Source organism: Afifella sp. YEN Y35 (assembly GCF_047553465.1).
In the GTDB taxonomy this organism is placed as follows: domain Bacteria; phylum Pseudomonadota; class Alphaproteobacteria; order Rhizobiales; family Afifellaceae; genus Afifella; species Afifella aestuarii.
The window spans coordinates 3,631,682-3,653,425 of the sequence record NZ_CP180203.1; the positions used below are offsets into that span (position 1 = coordinate 3,631,682).

Sequence of the window (21,744 nt, forward strand, 5' to 3'; positions counted from 1 at the left end):
CTAGGTGGGGCTTAATTTACGGTCAAGGCGAAAAGCTGGACTGACTGCCTAGCAAGTAGGCATCCGTTCGGGCGGGGCAAAGATGCTGGATGATGCCATCTCCAAGAGGAAGAGAACGCGCATTCAGACCGTCAATCGCGAAGCCATTCTGCAGGCAGCGCTTTCCGTCTTTTCCGCCTATGGTTATCGTGGCGCCACGCTCGACGAGATCGCCGAAAAGGCCGGCATGTCGAAGCCCAATCTTCTTTATTACTTCCCGCGCAAGAAGAGCCTTTACGTCGCGGTGCTCGAAGAGACGCTGGCGCAATGGCTCGCGCCCCTTGCCGCGATGAAGGCCGACGGCGATCCGGCGGACGAGCTGGCTCGCTATATCGACGCCAAGATCGCCATGTCGCGCGACAATCCGGCGGCGTCGCGGCTTTTCGCGAGCGAGATCCTGCAGGGCGGCGGCGCCATCACCGCATTCCTCCACGGGCCGTTGAAGGCGATCGTCGATGAAAAATCGCGCATCATCGCCGATTGGATCGCGGCCGGCCGCCTCCGTCCGGTCGATCCCCGCCATCTCATTTTCATGATCTGGGCGACGACCCAGCATTACGCCGATTTCGATGTCCAGGTGCGTGCGGTGCTCGCCTCCGACGACGAGACGCGTTTCGACACCGCGGCCGAGACCGTGCGGCGGGTGGTTCTCGAGGGCCTCCTGCCACGCTGACGGGGCGGCTGACCGGGCGCGCCTCACCTCCGCCTCCTTGTCGTCGTCAGAAAGACGCCTCGCGCAAATATGACTGCACCCGTCGAACGGGTTCCGGCCCGCGCCGTTGATCCCGCAACGAGGGAGGATATCGTGCGCAATCATCTGAAAATTCTCGCCGCTGCTGCTGTTGTCGGTCTCGGGCTTCAAAGTGCACCTGCGCTTGCCGCCGAGGCGGATTTGTGGAGCGCGATCGAAAACCGGCCGGAACTCTCCTCGCTGGCCGAGGCTGTCGAGAAAGCCGGCCTCAAGGAAACGCTGCAGGGCGATGAGCCGCTGACGCTGCTCGCGCCGGACAATGTCGCCTTCGAGCAATTGCCGAGCGAGCTTGAAGAGATGCTGAAGAAGCCGGACGGCAAGGAGACGCTCGCGGCCCTCTTGCGCCACCATATCGTGGAGGCGGCGCTGCCGACGAAATCCTTCGACGGCGAGACGGAGGTCGAGACGCTCGATGGTTCCAAGCTGACCGTGACCTCGATCGGCGATCAGCTGATGGTCGGCGAGGCGCGCATCCGCAAGGCCGATATCGCGGCCAGCAACGGCCTGATCGACGTCATCGACAAGGTGCTGGTGCCCGAGGGGCTGATCGTGCCGGCCAGCGGGGCGGAATAGAAGCATTCCGAGCAGGCTGCCAAAAGGGATTTGGTTTCTTGGCGTCGTCGTGACGGTCTAAGTGGAAATTCGAGTGGCGTTTGCCTTTGTCATGTGCCGATGGGCGCTACTTAATCTTGCTGACAACAGCAATTCGCGTCGAGGGCATTTTGGCCGAAGCCTATATCAACCGCATTGCGACGGCGGTGCCCGCCAACGACGTGCACCGCTATTTCCTTGGCTTTGCCGCGGCGCAGCTGAAGGATGACCCGCGCCAGCGGGCGATCTTTTCGCGGATGGCCGACAAGGGCGGTATCGAGCACCGCTATTCCTGTGTGGCCCCGGCCGAGGACCCCGAAGGCATCAAGGTCGATGCGGGGGGTATTTTCCTGCGCGGTGCGTTTCCGGGAACGGCGCAGCGCATGGACCTTTATGAGAGCCATGCGCCGGACCTCGCGGAAATTGCCGTGGAGCGGCTCGATCTCGAAGAGGAGCGCGACCGCGTCACGCATCTCATCGTGACGAGCTGCACCGGTTTTTCCGCGCCCGGCATCGATCTCGAACTCGTCGCGCGCTGCGGCCTTGCACAAACGGTGGAGCGCACGCTCGTCGGCTTCATGGGCTGCTACGCGGCGCTCAACGCGCTGAAACTCGCCCGCCACATCGTGCGCTCCGAACCGGAAGCGCGGGTGCTCGTCGTCAACATCGAGCTCTGCACCCTGCACTTGAAAGACACCGTCGACATGGAGGCGCTTCTCTCCTTCTGCCTCTGGGGCGACGGTTGCGCCGCCTCGCTCGTCTCGGCCGACCCGGTCGGCATTCGGCTCGACAGTTTTCGCACGCTCCTTGCCGCCGACAGCCGCGAGTTGATGACCTGGAACGTGCGCGACGACGGTTTCGACATGGTGCTCTCGGGCCGTGTTCCGGCGGTCATTCATGAATTGCTCGGGGGCCGTCAGCGGGAGGTTTTGGGCAACACGGCGGTTGAGGACATCGATCTCTGGGCTGTGCATCCGGGCGGACGCTCCGTGCTCGATGCGGTGCAGCGGGCGCTCGCTCTGGACGCGCATGCCCTCGACCGCTCGCGGGCGGTTCTCCGCGACAACGGCAACATGTCCTCGGCGACCGTCATGTTCGTGCTGGAAAAGATGCTGGCGACGGCAAAGGCCGGCGAACGTGGCTGCGGTATGGCCTTCGGCCCGGGTCTGACGGCGGAGACGATGCGCTTTGAAGCCGTGGGACGGCAGCCATGAGCGGCCTGGCGTTTCGGCGGGTCGAGCCGGAGATCCTCGATCAGCTGTCGGAGCAGGATCCGCGGGCGGTGGGCTCTCGCCGCGACTTGAAGTGGATCAATGTGATCATGACGCAGGCGCCGATCGCAGCGGGTCTTCTGCGCGGGAGCCTCGTGAAACCGCCCAAACGTATTCTGGAGATCGGCGCGGGCGACGGCACCTTCATGGTGAAGCTCGCGCGACGGCTGGCGCCCCACTGGCGGGATGTCGACCTCGTTCTCCTCGACCGGCAGCATCTGTTGAGCGATGAGAGTTTTGCCGCCTTTGGTGCACTCGGCTGGACGGTGCGGCCCGTCCAGGCCGACGTCTTCGACTATGTCGAGCGATCGGCAGACCGAGATTTCGATCTCGTCACCGCAAACCTCTTCCTGCACCATTTTGACGACGAAGAGCTCGGCCGTCTCTTTGCCCGGGTTGCGGAGATCGCGCCGGTGTTCGTCGCGACGGAGCCGCTCCGCGGGAAGCTGCCTCTCGTTACGGCGCACATGCTCTGGGCGATCGGCGCCAACGACGTCACGCGCCACGACGCGGTGGCGAGCGTGCGCGCCGGCTTTGCGGGCAGGGAGCTCTCGGCGCTCTGGCCGGCAGGCTTTCGCGGAAGGCTTCAGGAGGGGCGGCGGGGGCTCTTCACCCAGGCCTTCGTGGCGCGACGGAGCGAGGCGGCGGCCACATGAGCTTCGATGCGATCATCCTCGGCGCCGGACCTGCGGGCTCCACCGCGGCGATCGTTCTGGCGCGCCGCGGCTTTCAGGTCGCGCTCGTCGAGAAGGCGGAATTTCCGCGCCGAAAGGTCTGCGGCGAGTTCGTTTCCGCAACCAGCCTTGCGGTGATCGACCGTCTGGGGCTCGGAAGCGCATGGCGGTCGCTCGCCGGGCCGGAGGTGCGGCGCGTCGCGCTGTTCTCTGGCGAACGCGTCGTGACGGCACGGATGCCGGCCGCGCATGGGGCAGGATTCGGGCGGGCGCTCGGTCGCGACGTGCTCGACGAACTTCTGGTGCAGGAGGCGTCGCGTGCCGGCGCCACGCTCTTCCAGCCGTTCCGCGCCACCGGTGTGCGTCCGAGCGGGGACGGGAGCACGGTGACGATCGCCTCGCGGGATGAGGAGGCGACCTTGTCGGCCCCGGTCGTCATCGCCGCCCATGGTTCCTGGGAGCCGGGCGGCCTGCCGAGCCAGCTTCAGAAGACCAACGCTCCATCCGATCTCCTCGGCTTCAAGGCGCATTTTTCGGGGGCGAGGCTGGAGCCGGACCTGATGCCGCTTCTCGTCTTTCCCGGCGGCTATGGCGGCATGGTCTGGGCGGATCGTGGCCGGCTTTCGCTGTCGCTCTGCATCCGCCGCGATGCGCTCGCAGCCCTTCGCAGGGAGACCGGCGGCGGCTCGGCTTCGGATGCGGTGCACCGCCATCTCCTCGCCTCCTGTCGCGGTGTGCGCGCGGCGATCGGCGAGGCGCAACGTCAAGGGCCGTGGCTCGCCGCGGGGCCGATCCGACCGGGGATGCGCGCCCGCTACCGGGACGACGTCTTCCGCATCGGCAATGTGGCGGGGGAATCGCATCCGGTGATCGCGGAGGGGATTTCGATGGCGATGCAATCGGCCTGGCTTCTCGTAGACGAGCTTGAAGCGATCGATCCGGCGAAACGTGCCGAACGCGACGCAGCCGGTCGCCGCTATTCCCGCCGCTGGCGCGCCCAGTTCGGTGCACGCATCCTCGCCGCTTCCGCCATCGCCGGGCTCGCTCTGAGGCCGGCTGGCGCGCGGCTGATGGGAGGCGCGATCGAAGCGCTGCCCGCCCTCCTCACGCTCGGCGCGCGGCTTTCGGGGAAGACGAAGACGATCGCAGAAATGTCGAATGAGCGTGTCGGGGTGGGCCGGATGCGACTCAGCTGAGCCGCTCTACAGCTTTCGGGATATGCCAGCTTGCTTGAGTATCGCGTTCGCGGTGTGGCGCGAAGCTACGGTCACCGCCACGGTGAAATGCTGTTGTGAAAGCGGGCTGTACCAGACTTCATGGCTGCCTGTCCCCTGCCGTACGAAGCGACAGCCGTTGGCCCTGAGTATCTTTGCCAAATCTCGGTAGTAGTTTCCCATCGCCGTCGCCCCCGATCGCGATGAGCCAGAAGGATCTCACGCAGCAGCGGAAAGGGTGCTCCGAACGTGGGCTGTCAGATGATACTCGATCCCTGCGGGGGCGTCCGAATGATGCCCGTTTGCTCTCAGGAGTTGCGGTATGAGCGCCTCGATCTCCGCGACAAGCGTGTCAACACTGCGTGCCTCTACCACCAGTCCCGGCACGTCCTCGCTGACCGCGACCCACACCCTTGCCTCAGCGTCCCAGTCTGCCGTGATTTCGATCGAATGGGTTGAGCTTTCAGTCATCCGTCGATCCTCGCTCTTGGTTGCCCGAGAATATCACGACGATGCGGCGAGCGCAGCCGGCGTTGGCGCTACTCCGCCGCGTCCGGGACGATCTTTTCGATGTCGGCGTCGGGCTTCGCCATCGGGTTGTTCGGGTGGCGCGTCCAGTTGCCGTATTCGGCCGGGATCGGCTTTTTCGTGCGGGGATCGTAATCGGCGACCTGCTCCATGGTGATGCAGTTCTCGACCGGGCAGACATTGACGCAGAGATTGCAGCCGACACATTCGGCGTCGATCACCTCAAAATGGCGTTTGCCGTCGACCATGTGGGTGATCGCCTGGTGCGAAGTGTCCTCGCAGGCGATGTGACAACGCCCGCATTTGATGCAGAGCTCCTGGTCGATGCGCGCCTTCGTGACGTAATTGAGGTTGAGATACTGCCAGTCGGTGACGTTGGGCACGGCACGGCCGATGAAGTCGTCGAGGGTCTCAAACCCCTTCTCGGCCATCCAGCGCTCGAGCCCTTCCACCATCTCGCGGACGATCTTGAAGCCGTAGGTCATCGCGGCCGTGCAGACCTGAACGTTCTGCGCCCCCAGCGCCATGAACTCGGCCGCATCCTTCCAGGTGGTGATGCCGCCGATGCCGGAGATCGGCAGGTTGCGGGTTTCCGGATCGCGGGCGATCTCGGCCACCATGTTGAGGGCGATCGGCTTCACCGCCGGGCCGCAATAGCCGCCATGCGAGCCCTTGCCGTCGATGGTCGGTTCCGGGGCGAAGAGGTCGAGGTCGACGCCGGTGATGGAGGAGATGGTGTTGATCAGGGAGACCGCGTCGGCGCCACCCTTCTGCGCCGCCCTCGCCGGGTAGCGGATGTCGGTGATGTTCGGCGTCAGCTTGACGATGACGGGCATGCGGGTGTTCGCCTTGCACCAGCGCGCGACCATTTCGATGTATTCGGGCACCTGGCCGACGGCGGAGCCCATGCCGCGCTCCGACATGCCGTGCGGGCAGCCGAAATTGAGCTCGATCCCGTCGGCGCCGGTTTCTTCCACGCGGCGCAGGATGTTGACCCAGTTACTCTCCTCGCAGGGGACCATGAGGGAGACGACGACGGCGCGATCCGGCCAGTCGCGCTTCACCTGCTTGATCTCGCGAAGGTTCACCTCCAGCGGCCGGTCGGTGATCAGTTCGATGTTGTTGAGGCCCAGAAGCCGCCGGTCCGGCCCGTGAATGGCGCCGTAGCGCGGGCCGTTGACGTTGACGATATGCGGGTCCTCGCCGAGCGTCTTCCAGACGACGCCACCCCAGCCTTCGCGGAAGGCGCGCACCACGTTGTACTCCTTGTCCGTCGGCGGCGCGGAGGCGAGCCAGAACGGATTCGGCGATTTGATGCCGAGGAAGTTCGAAGCGAGACTGACCATGAGAAGAACCTCTCAGGCTTGGGAGTTTCGGCGAGACGAGATAAATTCGAAGCGGCCGCACCAGAGCGGGAGGGTGTGTTCAGTATGGCGGACGAGCGGAGATATACTGTCCTTCTCCTGCCGCAGCCGGAGGGTGGATACACCGTCCTCGTCCCGGCTCTTCCGGAAGTCGTGACTCATGGTGACACTGAGGAAGGAAGCCTGGCGATGGCACGCGAGGCCATCGAGCTTGCACTTGAGGTGCGGCGTGATCGCGGAGAAGGTATCCCGGACGATATCGAACCGATCTTCAGAAGCGTCGAAATCTCGGTTTAGCGATCCGGCACCGAGCCCTTGCTTTTCCTTCACGTGAAACGGCGACTGCATTTGGCGTGCAGCATTGCGGCTCAGCTCCGTTCCTCTCCCCCTTGGGGAGAGGTGCCCGCGTAGCGGGCGGTGAGGGGGCTGCCTTTCCCCATTCAGCTCTTCCTGCGACCGGCTGAGACGCCGCCCCCTCACCGACCTCGCGCCGTTGGCGCGCGGCCACCTCTCCCCAAGGGGGAGAGGAGTGGAGCCTGTTGCGACTGATAGTGCCCCGATCCGAGGGGCGAGGCTGTTTGAGAGGCTCGGCATGACACTCACCCCATCAATGCGCGGTGGATGCTCTCGGCCGCGACCTTGCCGTCTTCGACGGCGGCGACGGTGAGATCTTCGCCGCCCGGGACGCAGTCGCCGCCGGCCCAGATGCCGGCAACCGAGGTGCGGCGTTCGTCGTCGACGTCGATGCGGCCGTGCGCGAGCGCGATGGCGTCCGCCGCGCCGTCGAGCGAGGCGGGCAGAAAGGTCTGGCCGATCGCCTTGAACACCATGTCGGCGGCGAGGGCGAACGTCTCGCCCGTGCCGACGAGGCGGCCGTCTTCCTCGCGGGTGCGCTCGAGCTCGATCCCTGCCACATGACCGTTCTCGGAGAGGAGGCGCTTCGGCTTGGCCCAGTGGCGGATGGTGACGCCCTTCGTCTGGGCGAGCTCCTGCTCGAAGCCGGAGGCCTTCATGGCCTCGGGGCCGCGGCGGTAGACGATCGTGACCTCTTCGGCGCCGAGAAGCTTCGACTGCACGGCCGCGTCGACGGCGGTCATGCCGCCGCCGATGACGACGACGCGGCGCCCGATCGGCAGCGTGGAAAGGTCGAGCGTCTGGCGCAGGTCGGAGATCCAGGTGATCGCGTCGGCGGAGCCTGAGGCATCCTCACCTTCAGCGCCGAGCGCGTTGACGCCGGCAAGTCCGAGGCCGAGGAAGATTGCGTCGTAATCAGCCTTCAAGCCGTCGAGGGTGAGCTCGCGCCCGAGCGCTTTGCCCGTTTCGATGGTGATGCCGCCGATCCTGAGCAGGAATTCGACTTCCTTCTGCGCAAAGCCGTCCGGGGTCTTGTAGGCGGCGATGCCGTATTCGTTGAGGCCGCCGGGCTTGTCGCGCGCTTCGAAGATCGTGACGTCGTGGCCGTGCATGGCCAGCCGATGGGCGCAGGAGAGCCCGGCCGGTCCCGCACCGACGATGGCGACGCGCTTGCCGCTTAGCGCTGCGCGTTCGAAAGGATGCTCGCCTGCCGCCATCATCGCGTCGGTCGCAAAGCGCTGCAGGAAGCCGATCTTCACCGGCTTGTCCTCGGCGAGATTGCGGACGCAGGCTTCCTCGCACAACGTCTCGACCGGGCAGACGCGGGCGCACATGCCGCCCAGAATGTTCTGCTCGAAAATCGTCTCGGCCGCGCCCTTCGGATTGTGCGCCTGGATCTGGCGGATGAAGAGCGGGATGTCGATCGAGGTCGGGCAGGCCTCGGTGCAGGGGGCGTCGAAACAGAAATAGCAACGGTCAGCCTCCACCAGCGCCTCGTGTGGCGAAAGCGGCGGGTGCAGGTCAGAAAAATTCTTCAGATAATCTTCAACATTTAGGCGGGCGGCACAAATGTCCGGTTCGCCGACCGGTGTTGCTGCCGGCCGGCCTGACGAAATCTGGTTCACGGCTTCTTTCTCCCGTGAATATTGCTGTTCCCACGGGAAGAATGCGCATTTTCGACCAGTTGGTCAAATTTTTCATTTGCGCAACACTTTGAGGCGCCTGAAAAGCAGGCGCGAGCGCTTTTTGTTCAAAGGGTTGCGGGAGGGCGGACGTGGTCGCCGCACCCCGGCTCAGCAGGGCCGTCGGCGATCTCCCGGCGAGATGCGGTGGCCGCGCGGGCTTACCGCATGACGTCGCGCACCGCCGGATAGAGTGCACGCCAGCGCTCATAGCTGTCGCGGTAGGCTTCGCTCAGGGCCGGAACCGGATCGATGGTGTCGGCGAGCGGCGGATGCGTGAGGATCTCGGCGGGGTCGCCGCCCTCTGCGGCCAGGAGGCCGAGACGAGCCGCACCAAAGGCGGCGCCGTAATCGCCTTCTTCGGGAATGCCGATCGGGGTGTTGAGGGCGCTCGCCATGATCGTCAGCCAGGCCTTGGAGCGCGAGCCGCCCCCGACCGCGAGATAGCGCGGAATGGTGGTGCCGGCGGCGGCAAGGGCTGCCTGGCAATCGGCGAGTGCGAAGGCAACGCCTTCCAGCACCGCCTGGGTGAGGGTGGCGCGGTCGCTTTCCTGCGCAAGGCCGATGAAGACGCCGCGCGCCGCCGCATCGTTGTGAGGCGTGCGCTCTCCGGAAAGATAAGGCAGGAAGAGAACGGGCGCCGGGTAATCCGGGGTGGCGCCGAGATGGCCGATGAGATCGGGCACCGGCTCCTTGAGAAGCCGGCTCAGCCATTCGAGCGAGCCTGCGGCCGACAGGATGACGCCCATCTGGTGCCAGGTGTTCGGCAGGGCGTGGCAGAACGCGTGAACGGCGCTTTCCACGTTGGGCGCGAAAGCCTCCGTTGCGGCGAAGACGACGCCCGAAGTGCCGAGCGAGACGAAGGCGGCGCCCGGATGGGTGACGCCCACGCCGCAGGCGGCCGCGGCATTGTCGCCCCCGCCGGCGGCGACGACCACTTCGCCGGTCATGCCCCAGAGGCGGGCCAGTGCCGGGCGCAGCGTGCCGGTTGCCTGCGAGCCCTCGTAGAGCTTCGGCATCTGGCTTTCGTCCATGTCGGTTGCCGCCAGGAGCTCCGGCGACCAGCAGCGCTTGCCGACATCGAGCCAGGAGGTGCCGGAGGCGTCCGACATGTCGGTTGCCGCATCCGCCGTCAGATAAAGGCGCACGAAATCCTTGGGCAGCAGCACCTTGGCGGTCGCGGCGAAGTTTTCCGGCTCATGCGTCTTCACCCAGGCGAGCTTCGGCGCGGTGAAGCCCGGAAAGACGAGATTGCCGGTGATCTCATGGAAGCGCGGATCGGCGTCGAGCCGGCGCGCTTCCTCGGCGGACCGTCCGTCGTTCCACAGGATCGAGGGGCGGATCGGCGCACCGTCCTTGGCGACGAGCGTGGCGCCATGCATCTGACCGGAGAGGCCGATCCCTTTGACGGCGGCTACCTCGGCCGGACGTTCGCGCTTCAAGGCGTCCATGGCCGTGCCGAGCGCGGCGATCCAGGCGTTCGGATCCTGCTCCGACCATCCGGGTTGCGGCCGCATCACGTCGAGCGGCGCGGTGGCGGAAGCGAGAACGTCCTGTGCCGCCGTCATCAGGATGACCTTGATGGACGACGTGCCGATATCGATGCCGAGATACACGGAAAAAACCCCTTGCTGCCTCGATTACCTCTTAGCGGCGGAGGGGGCTGAGGTCGAGATCGGCATGCCCGGAAGGATGGCGCGCTGTGGGCGCCGCAGGCCGGGGAGGCCAGGCAGGCGGGTGTCAGCTCGTCAGCGTTTGAAAGATGAAATCGCTTTCGTCGAGAGCGCTGACGGCGATGCCGTTCAATGTCAGAACGTCGCCGCCGTCGAGATCGATCAAGGCGTTGCCCGCGCCGTCCTGGGCAATTGTGAGCTCTGAGAAGCTGCTGAAGCCGTTATCGGAGACGTCGATGCGGTCGATGCCGTTCTCGAATCCGAAGACGGTGTCGTCGCCGTTGTTTGCGACGGTGGCGTAGATGTCGGCGGCGCCGTCGGACGTCCCGAGATAGATCTGGTCGTCGCCCGTGCCCCCGAAGAGGAGGTCGGCGCCATTGCTGCCGTAGAGCGTATCGTTGCCGGCCGCGCCATAAAGCGTGTCGTTGCCGTCGCCCCCCTGGAGCACGTCGTTGCCGGCGGCGCCGCCCAGCTCGTCGTTGCCGATGCCGCCCTTCAAGGTGTCGTTGCCGGCGCCGGCGTAGAGGGCGTCGTTTCCAGCCTCGCCGTTCAGATCGTCGGCCGCGGCATCGCCGCCGCCGAAGAGAAGATCTGCGCCATCGCCGCCATAGATGTGATCGGTGCCGCTGCCGCCGCCGAGCGCATCGTTGCCGGTGCCGCCGTAGAGCGTGTCGACCCCGTCGCCGCCATAGACCGTGTCATTGCCGCTGCCCGCATCGAGATAATCGGCGAAATTGCCCTGGCCGCCGAAGATGAGGTCGGCGCCGTCCCCGCCGCGGAGATTGTCCGCTCCCGTGCCGCCGAACATGGTATCGGCGCCGGCGCCGCCGGAGAAATTGTCGGCCTCGGCGGTGCCGACCAGATAATTGTCGCCGCTGTCCGGTCCGTAGAGGGACTGCAGCTCGGTGATGTTCGCGGCATTCAGCGTGATCACGCCCATCGAAAAGGGATACATGATCGAGGTGGGATCATCGTCGTGGTCGAGGCCGATGGCGTGGCCGATCTCGTGGGCGAGCACCGACAGGTGATCCTGATCCGGATCGGCTTCGTCGATGGTGATCTCGGCGCTCGTGATGGTCGTGCCGCTGATATAGGTCACGCAATTGCCGAGCGTGCCGCCATAGCCGTCGATCGGACCCTGAAGAATCTGGATGTCGGCGGACATGAAATTGGCAGCGCTGACGAAATCGGGTTCCATCCACGGATCCCAGATCGCAAAGGCATCAGCGATGTTGAAGCCATAATCGGGCGCCGTCGACGCGAAGGTTATGATCGCCTGGTCGAACGTCGTTCCGTAGTTGGCCATGGTTCAATTCCTCTGAGGTCGCTGTCAGCTCGTTACACGAGATTCGTAATATTCTCCTGAGAGGACGAAACGATTGCGGCTAAAACCTGAAGGAAATTTTGCCGAGGGTCATTTAAGCTTATCGCGCCTGTCTTGCGCGAAGCTTGCACGGGCGTTTTGCGGCTCGGGTCAGTTGCGGCGGAAGCGTCCTTGCAGGCGGTCGCGGACGGCCCGCGCCTGCTGACGGAGAAGCCAGCGCCCATGCTCGGCCGAGCGGGCAAGCCGCGCCCTCGTGGCGGACGGCGTCACCTCCAGAACGGCTGCTTCATAAGGCTCCGAATGGTGCCAGTAATGTGTGAGGAGCCTGGCATCGGCGGTGTTCGAAACGGGATCGATCCGGGCGATGGCCGGATCCGAGAGCCATAGCCGGGTGTTGCGCAGGATAAGCTGAACACCTGGCGAAAAGCGCGAAAAGCTCTCGTCGAAGGCGATCTTCCAGGGGATGAGGAGCGAGCCGGAGACCAGCGTGATCGAGGATGCGGCCAGCTTGCCGCCGACCGTCAGACGCTCGATTCTGGCAGCGTCGCGCGCGCCGAGCGCGAGGATCGCATCTTCGGCGAAGCGCCTGCCGGCATGGGTGAGGATGGCGGTGCCGCGGCGGCCCTTCCAGCCGGCGGCCTCCAGCGCGAGGAAATCGTCGAGTGCCGGGGGAAGCGCCGCGCCGGTCGCCGTCGAAAACTCCACCGGGCCCTCTTCCTCCAGCCGGCGGCGAAGGCGGCCGATGTCCTTGCGGCGCTGTGACGAGATGCCGGCTTCGAATTCCTGGAGGGCATCCGGCTCGGCGGTGAGGATGGGACGTTCTTCGCGAAAGATCGTGTGAACCCGACCCTCGGCCGCACGCCGCAGACTGATCCAGGTGTCGCAGAGGACGGGCGTGTCGCTCAGCATCAAAAGCTCGATGCCAGCGTCTGCGAGATCGGCGAAGAGCGCCCGGGCGACGGCGTGTCCGCGGGCGCGATCAAGCAGCGGCACGCCGAGGGGGCCATAATTGTGGCTCCAGATCTGGGCCATGCGCAGCGCGCCGCGGCGAAAAGGTGCGCACAGGATCGGCGCGAAAAAGACGAGGCGGGTGCCGGCATAGAAAAGCGCGAGCTCGACCTCTCCGTTGCCGAACGCCCTGATGGCGGGGCCGAGGAAGGCCGGAAGGTAGAAGGGATTGGCGTCGAGGCTTTCGTCTGCCAGCCTCTCGATCTCGTCGGCGTGGACGCTCAACGCTTCCGGCTTCTCGATGAGAAGGCGGAATGTGGGCTCGGTGGCAGGGCCCGGGGTTTTCACCCATCCGGCGTCGCTCTTCAGGGGCATCATCTCCATTATACAACGGTAGCAGAGGCCCAGCGGCGGGGAGGGAATTAGGTAAAATTATCCCTAACAAGGCCGCTCAACTTCGCACAACGCACCGCAGGATCGGACGCCGCTTCAGCCGGAAAAACCGCCTTCCTCCAGAAACCGCCGCTCCGCGGGACTCGTGTGCCGGTCAAGCACGGCATTTCTGTGGGGAAAGCGGCCGAAACGGCGGATGATGTCCCGATGCTCCAGGGCAAAGGAGAGCGTGCCGGCCTTGTCGAGCCGGTGGCTGAGCGCGACGCAACGGTCCTGGTCGGGAAGGCTCTCCGAATGCATGAAGGGCATGACGAAGAATTTCGCGACGTCCGCCGGCACCTGGTTCTCGTAGCCTTCAGACAGAGCTTTCCTGGCCAGCCGAAGCGCCGCCGCGTCGTTGGCGAAGGCCTCCGGCCGCTGACGGTTGAGATTTCGAGAGAATTGATCGAGGAGGAGGATGAGGGCGAGAGCGCCGTCCGGCGTCTCGGCCCAGTCCTCGAGCGCGCCCTTCGATGCGGCCTCATGCAGGGCGCCGAAACGCTCGCCGATCTCGCGATCGAAGGCGTCGCTCTTCTTGAACCACTTCTCCGGGCCCGCCTCGCGCCAGAAGGCGATCACGTCGTGCGGGCCCGGATTTGTCGGTGACATCACTCGCCTCAAAGCCGGAGATCGCCGCTCTCGACCTCTTCATAGAGGCCCGTGTCGAGCGGCACATAGGTCTGCTTTTCCGGGTGCAGCATATAGAGCGGATCGGCGATGCGGTTCGGGTCGAAGCCCTCGCGCACGAGGTCGACCTTGCGCTGCTTGAAGGTGCCGGTCATTTCCATCGACTGCTGCAGGCGCAGGAAGATCGGCCGCGCATACCGCGGCAGATGCCGTTCCACATGGACGTAGAAGCCGTTCATATCGAAGGCGTCTTCGACGACGAGCGAGGCCATGCCGGCGCGTCCGTCGGTGTTGGGCACCGAAACGCCGAAGACATTGGCATCCTTGACGCCCGGATAGACGGTGATCGCCTCCGCCACTTCGGAGGTGGCGACGTTCTCGCCCTTCCAGCGGAAGGTGTCCCCGATGCGATCGACGAAATAGAAGTAGCCCATTTCGTCCTTCTTCATGAGGTCGCCGGTGCGGAACCACATATCGCCCTTTGTGAAGACGTCCTTGAGGATCTTCTTCTCGGTCGCCTTGGGATCGGCGTAGCCTTCGAAACGCTGGCTCGGACGGCTCGGATCGTCGATGATCTGCGAGATCACCTCGCCGATTTCACCCGGCGCGCATTTCATGCAGAAGCCATCGGGACCGCGCTCCGGCTCTTCGGAGGAATGGTCGAAGCGGACGATCTCGGTGACGAAGCGCTTCTCCGCCCATTTCGGAATGCGCCCGACGGAGCCGACCTTGCCGTCGAAATTGAAGAAGACGGCGTTGCCTTCCGTCGCCGCATACCATTCCAGGATCTTCGGGATGGCGAAGCGGTTCTTGAAATCTTCCCAGATGTCGGGGCGCAGACCGTTGCCGCAGGCAAGCCGAAGCTTGTGCTGGCGTTCCTTGGGGTGCGTCGGGCTGTTCAAGAGGTAGCGGCAGAGCTCGCCGATATACTGGAAGATCGTGCATTCGTAGTCGACGACGTCGTCCCAGAACTGGCTGGCGGAGAATTTCTCGCGGATGACGACACTGGCGCCCGCCGTCAGCGCCGCGCCGGACGCGAGCACGCTGCCGGTCGTATGATAGAGCGGCAGGCAGACATAGATGCGGTCGTGCGGCTTCATATCCATGGCGCCGTTGAAGCCGAGCGAGATGGCGAGCACGCGGTAGTGGTTGATGTTGGCGGCCTTCGGCATGCCGGTCGTGCCGCTCGTATAGATGAAGAGGCAGCGGTCCGACGTGGTCAGCTTCGGCCTTTCGGAGGCTTCGAGCGGAGCGCGGCTGAACGTGTCGAGCGCCTCGTCGAGCCGTTTCCACGCGTCCACGCCGCTGCCATAGGCCCAGTATTCCGCTTTCGTCTGAAGAAAGGGATCGGCGGTGTGAAAGCCGTCGGAGATCGCCGTGTCGACGATGATGTGCTTCGGCTCCACGATGTTCACGCAATTGGCGAGGACCGGCCCGCGCAGATTGGTGTTGAGGCAGGCGGTGACGCCGCCGGCCCGCGCGATGCCGAGCCAGGCGGCCATGTATTCCGGCTTGTTCGGCATCATCAGGGCGACGCAATCGCCCTTTTTGACGCCGTTGGCGATGGCCCAGCGGGCATATTGGTTGGCCCGCTCGTTGTATTCGCGGTAGCTCATGCGCTCGTTCTCGGCGATCATCGCCGGCCGGTCGCCATGCTCTTTTGCGATGTCCTCGATCAGATCGGGAAAAGTGCGGTTGCGGTTCTTTGCCGCCGAGCTGACTTTGCGAAGTGCACGCAGGGCGCCGCGTACATAGGCGAGTTCGCTCTTGATTCTTTCGATAAAGCCCATCGTCTCCCCCGCCGCTTCAGGCAGAAGAGCCCGCGGCATTCTTGCTGTTTCTGGCATCTCTTCCCATACCAGGGACGGAAATTGAAGAGGTCAAGCCTGCAAGGAGGCCGATGTTGGCCATTCATTCAGGGGATGAAGAAAACAACTGCCACGTGATCGACGTGCGCGGGCTGAAATGCCCGCTGCCGGTCTTGAAAACCGCCAAGGGGATCGCGGCGCTGCCACCGGGCGTGCGGGTCGTGGTCCTGGCGACCGACCCGATGGCGGCGATCGACATTCCGCATTTCTGCAACGAACGCGGCCACCGCTTTTTGGGGCGTCACGACGACGAGGGTGTCAGCCGCTACGAGATCGAAACCGGCGGCTGAGAATCCCTGTCGAAAGGCCGCCGGGCCGGGCGGCGCTTATGCTTACCGGTCGGGCCGCGGGCGCGGCATCAGGGCCGGGGCGGCAAGGAGCAGGACGGGATCGACGGGCGCGGCCTTGTTCACCTCTTCGCTCGGCGCGAACGCCGTCGCGAGCTGCGGCCGGGGCGGGATGGCGATCGTCGGGCGCGGCCGTGGCATGACGCCGAGCTGTGCCGTCAGAATCTCCTGCGCAAGGTCATCGACACCCGGGCCTTCGACGCCGCCGGTCGCCACCTCGATCGGGGTCACGGGACCTTTGCGCTGGCCGATATGGGAGGGTTTGAAGCCGTCTCCCTCGTCGACCATGATGAGGCCGCCCTTCATGGGCTTGTAGATCGGGTTCGACTTGGAGGCGACCTGCTTGCCCTTCTGCGGGCTGCACACCTGATCGCGCATGTCGTAGGGCTCGGTGTAGCGGGAGCCGGAATTGATGCGGCTGATGTCGGGGCCGCCTGAGAAGAGCCCTCCGCCGCGGTCGAAGCCTGCATCCAGCAGACGGGCGGCGCGTTCGGCGCGGTCGATACCGTTGTCGGCGCCCAGAACGACCGCAATCAATTCGCGCCGGCCGCGCTGCGCGGTCGCGACCAGGTTCCAGCCGGAATCGCAGATATAGCCGGTCTTCATCCCGGTGGCGCCGCGGTAGCGGCCGATCAGAAGGTTGGTGTTGCGCTTCACCGCACCCCCGACCTTGATGGCGGGCACGTTAAAATAATGCCGGTAGCGCGGGAATTCGTCGAAGATCGCCCGCGTCAGAAGCGCGAGGTCGCGCGCACAGGTGACCTGGTGCGGACTGTAAAGGCCGTGCGGGTTGACGAATTGCGTGCGCGTCATGCCGAGGCGCTTCGCCTCGAGGTTCATGCGCAGCAGAAAATTGTCATAGCCGTCGCCGACCGATTCCGCGATCGCCATCGCCATGTCGTTGGAGGAGCGCGCCAGCATGACCTTGAGCGCGTTGTCGACCGTCAGGACCGAGCCGGGTTTGAAGAAACGCGCCGCATAAGGCTGGTTGTAGGCGTGCTGCGACATCACCACCGGCGATTTCAGCGTGATCTCGCCAACCTCGAGGGCGCGGAAGACGACGAAGGCCGTCATCAGCTTGGTGGTGGACGCAGGATACCAGGGGCGGAGCGCATCGTGCTCCTCGAGGACGTCCCCGCTCTTCGCATCGACCAGGAGATAAGGTCCCACGACGTCGCCATCGTCGGCCGTTTCGTTGGCGGCGGCGGCAAGGGGAGCTGTCACAAGAAACAGGAGAGCGAGCAGCAGGCGCGCCCCCGAAAGCATGCGAAGCGGAGGTGTCAAGGTTTCGGCCCCACAGTTGTCCGGGTCAGACTTACGCGACCGCCGCTGCGTAACACAATTCGGCTCACTTTCACAAACGCGCCTTGCTTGAGTTTCCGTGAGCGCTCGCGCGGGGTTTGCTTTCCGGCCGATAGCCCATAAGCTCAGTCTTCCAAAACAATAAGACTGCAATGGTGGGAGGAACAGAATGCTATTCCAACGCAAAGTTTTACGCTCCTTTGTCATGGCTGCGACGAGCCTTGCTCTCGTTGGCGCGATTGCCTGGCCTTCTTCGGGGCGAGCCCAGGAAGAACAGAATTACCTTCTGGCGACCGCTTCAACGGGAGGAACTTATTATCCGGTGGGTGTTGCTCTTGCCACGCTCATCAAGGTCAAGCTGCAGCCGACTGAGAAGATCGGCCTGTCGGCGATCAACTCCGCGGGCTCGGCCGAGAACATCAAGCTGATGCGCGACAACGAGGTTCAGTTCGCCATCCTGCAAGGCCTTTATGGCGCTTATGCGAAGAAGGGCTCCGGCCCGTTGGAAAATGAAGGGCCGCAGAAGAACCTCCGCTCCGTCACCATGCTGTGGCCGAATGTGGAGCACTTCGTCCTGAAATCCGACCTCGCCGACACCGGCACGATCGCCGATGTCGCGAACGCCAAGGGCAAGTCGATCAATCTCGGCGCGCAGAATTCCGGCACGCTCGGCTCCAACCGCACCATCCTCGGCAATCTCGGCTACGACATCGATCAGGATTTCACCCTGGCTTATTCCGGTTACGGCCCGGCGGCGGAAGCCCTGCAGAACGGTCAGGTGGTGCTGATTTCGACGCCGGCGGGCCCGCCGGTCGGTGCGATCAGCCAGGCCTTCGCCAATATGGGCAACGACATCACCGTCCTCGATTTCACCGATGAGGAGATGCAGGAGGCGAACGGCGATTTCGATGAATTGTGGACACGTTTCACGATCCCGGCCGGGACCTATCCGGGGCAGGAGAAGGAGATCAACACGATCGCGCAGCCGAACTTCCTCGCCGTGCGCGACGATGTGCCGGAAGAGACCATCTACAAGATGACGAAGACGATCTACGAGAACCTGCCGTTCCTGCAGGGCATTCATCCGGCGACGAAGAATATGAAGCTCGAAGCGGCGATCGCCGGTCTGCCGCTGCCGCTGCATCCGGGCGCGGCGCGCTATTACGAAGAGCAGGGGATCACGATCCCGGACCGTCTCAAGGTTTCGGCCGAATAAAAGGCGCGTGCGAAACGCCGCTTCAGGCCTGGCCACGGGCCGCGTGCGCTGGCATGCGGTCCGCTCGGCTGGGACGGCGTCTTTCGCTCTCCGCGAAAGTTTTCCAGCTGCAGGGATCGGACGATGAGCGAGGCGCAAGACGCGTCTGAGCAGGCCGCGCCTCAGAAGGATGTCGACGGCGAAGTCGAAACCCATGTCAGGAGCCTCGTCTCCTGGCCAGCCCGGGTTTTCGCCGCCTGCGGCATTGCGATTTCGCTCTTCCATATCTGGGCGAACATCGACGGGCGCGTGTCCACCTTGTGGCTCGTCGGCATTCACTTTGCCGGTTTCGCCTTTCTCGCCTGCCTGCACTATCCGATGAAGCTCGGCCGCTTCGTGGCGCCACTCTGGCTCGACGCCATCACCGGCGCCGTCATCGCCGGCGCGACGCTCTTCATCATCGGCTCGGAGACGGCGATCTATGCGCAGGGGGTGCGTCTGTCGCCCGAGCATTGGGTGGCCGGAATTCTCGTCATTCTCGGCGCGATCGAGCTGACGCGGCGCACGACGGGGCCGATCATCCCGGTCCTCATCATCCTGGCGCTCTCCTATGTCTCGTTTCTCGGGGCCTATGCCCCCGGCGTCTTCCGTTTCGCCGGCCTCTCCACCGAGACGGTTCTCTTCCGCTCGATCTTCGCCGATGAGGGCATGTTCGGGACGATCGGCCTGATATCGGCGAGCTTCGTCTTCATGTTCATCCTTTTCGGGGCGTTTCTGGTGCGCTCCGGAGCGGGTGATTTCATCATCGACCTTGCCCGGGCGCTCGCCGGCCGCCTCGTCGGAGGCCCCGGCTTCGTCGCCGTCTTCGCGTCGGGCCTGACGGGCACGATCTCGGGTTCGGCCGTCGCCAATACGGTCTCGACGGGCGTCATCACCATTCCGCTCATGAAGAAATCGGGCTTTCCGCCGCGCTTCGCCGCCGGCGTGGAGGCTGCGGCTTCGACCGGCGGGCAGCTGATGCCGCCGATCATGGGGGCGGGCGCCTTCGTCATGGCGTCGAACACTCAGATTCCCTATCTCGATATCGTCGCCGTCGCGGCGCTGCCGGCGATCGCCTATTTCCTCACCGTCGCCTTCTTCGTCCGGATCGAGGCGAAGAAGCACCATATCGTCGGCGTCGACGATGAAAGCCGCAGCGCCTGGGAGGTGTTGAAGGCGGGAGGCCCTGCCTTTCTGATCCCCGTCGCAACCCTGATCTCGCTTCTGATCTACGGTTTCACCCCGGTCTATGCCGCCGGCTGGGCGATCCTCTCCGTCGTTGCCGCCTCCTGGCTCACCAAGAACCGCATGGGGCCGAAGGCGATTCTCGAGGCCCTGGCGCTCGGGGCGCAGAACATGATCATGACGGCGGTGCTTCTCATCGCCGTCGGGCTCATCGTCAACGTCATCGCCATGACCGGCATCGGCAACACCTTCTCGCTGATGATCGCCGAGTGGGCGGGCGGCAATCTTCTGATCGCGCTCCTCTTGATTGCGCTCGCCTCGCTGGTGCTCGGCATGGGGCTGCCGGTGACAGCCGCCTATATCGTGCTCGCGACGCTCTCCGCGCCTGCCCTTCAGGGCATGATCGAGAACGGCTACCTCGTCGATCTTCTGACTTCGGGTACGTTGCCGGAGGCGGCGCGCGGGCCCTTCCTGCTCGCCGATCCCGAGGCGATGACGAAGCTTGCCGCACCGATGAGCCGCGAGGCGGCGAACGCCTTCATCGCCGCGGCCCCCGCGGAAGTCCTGCGCCTCGTCCATGGCCAGGCACTCGATCCGGCGCTGATCACGGCAGCCCTTCTTTCGGCCCATATGATCATCTTCTGGCTGTCGCAGGATTCCAACGTCACGCCGCCGGTCTGCCTCACCGCCTTTGCGGCCGCGGCGATCGCCCGCACGCCGCATATGGCGACGGGGATGACGGCCTGGAAACTCGCCAAGGGGCTCTACATCGTGCCGATCCTCTTCGCCTATACGCCGTTCCTGCACGGCAGCGTGCCGGAGGTGCTTCTCGTCTTCGCGCAGGCGGTGATCGGCTCCTATGCCGTCGGAGCCGCCTTCGAAGGCTATATGGAGGCGCCGCTCGTCTGGCCGCTCAGACTTCTTGCAGGTGTCGCCGGTGTCGTCGTGCTGTGGCCGGGCCTGCCGGTCGCCACGGCGATCGGTGCGGCGATGACTTTTGCGCTGCTCCTATGGACGATCCGGCTCGACCGTCGCGGCCGGGCGGCCGAAGCGGTCGCCTGAGCGCCAACGCGAAGCCTGGCAATTTCTCTATGCTTGCCAGGTGCGGCACAGGCGCTAGCATCGGCTCTTTCACGAGAGAGCCGCCTCATGCCCGTCATCAACTCCCTTGCCGAAGCCGCCGACGAGATCACGCAATGGCGGCGCGATTTTCACCGCAACCCGGAGCTCCTCTACGAGGTGCCGCGCACGGCCAAGGTGGTGGCGGACAAACTGCGCGCTTTCGGTTGTGACGAGGTGGTGGAAGGCATCGGGCGAAGCGGTGTCGTCGGAATCATCCGGGGTCGCGGAGACGGCGATCGCGGCATCGGCCTTCGTGCCGACATGGACGCGCTGCCGATCGAGGAGGAGAGCGGCAAGCCATGGCGCTCCGAAACGCCCGGAAAGATGCATGCCTGCGGCCATGACGGGCATATGGCGATGCTGCTTGGTGCGGCGCGCTATCTCGCCGAAACGCGCAATTTCGCCGGCCGCGCGGTGATCGTCTTCCAGCCGGCCGAGGAAGGCGGTGCCGGTGCGCGCGCCATGATCGAAGACGGGCTGATGGAGCGTTTTGCCATCAGCGAGATCTACGGTCTCCACAATATGCCGGGCATTCCCGTCGGCCAGTTCGGCATCCGCCCGGGTCCGCTGATGGCGGCGACCGACAATTTCGTCATCCAGATCGAGGGCAAGGGATCACATGCCGCCAAGCCGCATGCGGGCGTCGATCCCGTTCTCGTCGGTTCGCAGATCGTCAATGCGCTGCAATCGGTCGCCTCGCGCAATGTGGATCCTTTGAAGAGTGCCGTCGTCTCCGTAACGACCTTTCACGCCGGCGACACGTTCAACGTCATCCCGCAGCGCGGGACCTTGAAGGGCACGGTGCGCACGCTCGATCCGGCCATCCGCGATCTGGTCGAGCGGCGCATGAACGAGCTCGTGCCGACGATCGGTCAGGCTTTCGGGGCGCGCGCCCGCCTCGATTACCAGCGGCATTACCCGGTGACGGTCAATCACCAGGAGCAGACACACAAAGCGGCTGCCGTCGCGCGCGAAATCGTCGGGGAGGGGGCGGTCACCGAAGAGACGCCGCCGCTGATGGCGGGGGAGGATTTCTCCTACATGCTGGAAGCGAGGCCCGGCGCCTTCATCTTTCTCGGCAATGGCGATTCCGCCGGCCTTCACCACCCGGCCTATGATTTCAACGACAGTGCAGCACCTTACGGGGCGAGCTATCTGGCGCGTCTCGTCGAAACGGCGATGCCGGCGTGAGGCTCGGAACGCTGGGATCGCCT

The 21,744-nt window shown here is 64.8% G+C and carries 20 protein-coding genes; 10 read left to right on the top strand and 10 right to left on the bottom strand.

Features of this window, described 5'->3' with window-relative positions:
• The first annotated feature begins 82 nt into the window (after positions 1-82).
• The 5 genes from rutR (at position 83) to ACK8CP_RS17260 (ending at position 4,522) form a co-directional block, all read left to right on the top strand.
• Positions 83-712, top strand: a complete 630-nt coding sequence (rutR, locus tag ACK8CP_RS17240; protein WP_414832623.1) for an HTH-type transcriptional regulator RutR — start codon at positions 83-85, stop codon at positions 710-712.
• 132 nt (positions 713-844) lie between these two features.
• Positions 845-1,363, top strand: a complete 519-nt coding sequence (locus ACK8CP_RS17245) for a fasciclin domain-containing protein (protein WP_414832624.1) — start codon at positions 845-847, stop codon at positions 1,361-1,363.
• Between the two features lie 116 nt (positions 1,364-1,479).
• Entirely contained in the window at positions 1,480-2,595 is a 1,116-nt protein-coding gene (locus ACK8CP_RS17250; RefSeq protein WP_414832625.1) for a type III polyketide synthase, read from the top strand.
• On the top strand, positions 2,592-3,308 hold the full coding sequence (locus ACK8CP_RS17255; protein ID WP_414832626.1) for a methyltransferase domain-containing protein: 717 nt from the start codon (positions 2,592-2,594) through the stop codon (positions 3,306-3,308). The genes ACK8CP_RS17250 and ACK8CP_RS17255 overlap by 4 nt, the downstream gene beginning before the upstream one ends.
• Positions 3,305-4,522, top strand: a complete 1,218-nt coding sequence (locus ACK8CP_RS17260) for an NAD(P)/FAD-dependent oxidoreductase (protein ID WP_414832627.1) — start codon at positions 3,305-3,307, stop codon at positions 4,520-4,522. The genes ACK8CP_RS17255 and ACK8CP_RS17260 overlap by 4 nt, the downstream gene beginning before the upstream one ends.
• Before the next feature lie 6 nt (positions 4,523-4,528).
• Here ACK8CP_RS17260 and ACK8CP_RS17265 read toward each other — a convergent pair whose 3' ends face one another.
• The 3 genes from ACK8CP_RS17265 to preA all read right to left on the bottom strand — a co-directional run bounded on the left by ACK8CP_RS17265 (position 4,529) and on the right by preA (position 6,414).
• Complete coding sequence (locus tag ACK8CP_RS17265; protein WP_234629248.1) at positions 4,529-4,723, bottom strand: type II toxin-antitoxin system HicA family toxin; 195 nt, start codon at positions 4,721-4,723, stop codon at positions 4,529-4,531.
• 36 nt (positions 4,724-4,759) lie between these two features.
• Entirely contained in the window at positions 4,760-5,011 is a 252-nt protein-coding gene (locus ACK8CP_RS17270) for a DUF1902 domain-containing protein (protein ID WP_414832628.1), read from the bottom strand.
• 68 nt (positions 5,012-5,079) lie between these two features.
• Positions 5,080-6,414: an NAD-dependent dihydropyrimidine dehydrogenase subunit PreA gene (preA, locus tag ACK8CP_RS17275; protein WP_414832629.1), complete on the bottom strand. Its 1,335-nt coding sequence runs from the start codon at positions 6,412-6,414 to the stop codon at positions 5,080-5,082.
• An 84-nt stretch (positions 6,415-6,498) separates the two neighbouring features.
• Between preA and ACK8CP_RS17280 the strand changes: the two genes are divergently transcribed.
• Positions 6,499-6,729 carry a type II toxin-antitoxin system HicB family antitoxin gene (locus ACK8CP_RS17280; RefSeq protein ID WP_414832630.1) on the top strand — a complete coding sequence of 77 codons (231 nt, stop codon included), beginning with the start codon at positions 6,499-6,501 and terminating at the stop codon, positions 6,727-6,729.
• A 302-nt stretch (positions 6,730-7,031) separates the two neighbouring features.
• Here the strand turns inward: ACK8CP_RS17280 and ACK8CP_RS17285 are convergent, their stop codons facing one another.
• From ACK8CP_RS17285 to ACK8CP_RS17310, 6 genes are all read right to left on the bottom strand, one after another.
• Positions 7,032-8,357, bottom strand: coding sequence for an NAD(P)-dependent oxidoreductase (locus ACK8CP_RS17285; RefSeq protein WP_414834292.1), 1,326 nt, complete (start codon positions 8,355-8,357; stop codon positions 7,032-7,034).
• Positions 8,358-8,629: 272 nt separating this feature from the next.
• Complete coding sequence (gene xylB / locus ACK8CP_RS17290; RefSeq protein ID WP_414832631.1) at positions 8,630-10,084, bottom strand: xylulokinase; 1,455 nt, start codon at positions 10,082-10,084, stop codon at positions 8,630-8,632.
• Positions 10,085-10,208: 124 nt separating this feature from the next.
• A complete protein-coding gene (locus ACK8CP_RS17295; RefSeq protein ID WP_414832632.1) occupies positions 10,209-11,447 on the bottom strand; it encodes a matrixin family metalloprotease in 1,239 nt (412 codons plus the stop codon).
• 168 nt (positions 11,448-11,615) lie between these two features.
• Positions 11,616-12,797: a GNAT family N-acetyltransferase gene (locus tag ACK8CP_RS17300; RefSeq protein ID WP_414832633.1), complete on the bottom strand. Its 1,182-nt coding sequence runs from the start codon at positions 12,795-12,797 to the stop codon at positions 11,616-11,618.
• Positions 12,798-12,902: 105 nt separating this feature from the next.
• The gene (locus ACK8CP_RS17305; RefSeq protein ID WP_414832634.1) at positions 12,903-13,454 is read right to left on the bottom strand and encodes a DUF924 family protein; all 552 of its coding nucleotides are present in this window, start codon (positions 13,452-13,454) and stop codon (positions 12,903-12,905) included.
• An 8-nt stretch (positions 13,455-13,462) separates the two neighbouring features.
• A complete protein-coding gene (locus ACK8CP_RS17310) occupies positions 13,463-15,301 on the bottom strand; it encodes a long-chain-acyl-CoA synthetase (RefSeq protein ID WP_414832635.1) in 1,839 nt (612 codons plus the stop codon).
• Between the two features lie 71 nt (positions 15,302-15,372).
• On the opposite strand from ACK8CP_RS17310, the gene ACK8CP_RS17315 reads away from it, so the two are divergent.
• Complete coding sequence (locus ACK8CP_RS17315) at positions 15,373-15,630, top strand: sulfurtransferase TusA family protein (protein ID WP_414832636.1); 258 nt, start codon at positions 15,373-15,375, stop codon at positions 15,628-15,630.
• A gap of 42 nt (positions 15,631-15,672) precedes the next feature.
• Here the strand turns inward: ACK8CP_RS17315 and ACK8CP_RS17320 are convergent, their stop codons facing one another.
• Positions 15,673-16,971 (bottom strand): D-alanyl-D-alanine carboxypeptidase family protein, encoded by a 1,299-nt coding sequence (locus tag ACK8CP_RS17320; RefSeq protein ID WP_414832637.1) that lies wholly within the window; start codon positions 16,969-16,971, stop codon positions 15,673-15,675.
• Positions 16,972-17,194: 223 nt separating this feature from the next.
• Here ACK8CP_RS17320 and ACK8CP_RS17325 point away from each other — a divergent pair, with 223 nt between their 5' ends.
• The 3 genes from ACK8CP_RS17325 (at position 17,195) to ACK8CP_RS17335 (ending at position 21,721) form a co-directional block, all read left to right on the top strand.
• A complete protein-coding gene (locus ACK8CP_RS17325) occupies positions 17,195-18,205 on the top strand; it encodes a TAXI family TRAP transporter solute-binding subunit (protein ID WP_414832638.1) in 1,011 nt (336 codons plus the stop codon).
• A gap of 123 nt (positions 18,206-18,328) precedes the next feature.
• The gene (locus ACK8CP_RS17330; protein WP_414832639.1) at positions 18,329-20,470 is read left to right on the top strand and encodes a TRAP transporter permease; all 2,142 of its coding nucleotides are present in this window, start codon (positions 18,329-18,331) and stop codon (positions 20,468-20,470) included.
• An 87-nt stretch (positions 20,471-20,557) separates the two neighbouring features.
• On the top strand, positions 20,558-21,721 hold the full coding sequence (locus ACK8CP_RS17335) for a M20 aminoacylase family protein (RefSeq protein WP_414832640.1): 1,164 nt from the start codon (positions 20,558-20,560) through the stop codon (positions 21,719-21,721).
• The last annotated feature ends 23 nt before the right edge of the window (positions 21,722-21,744 follow it).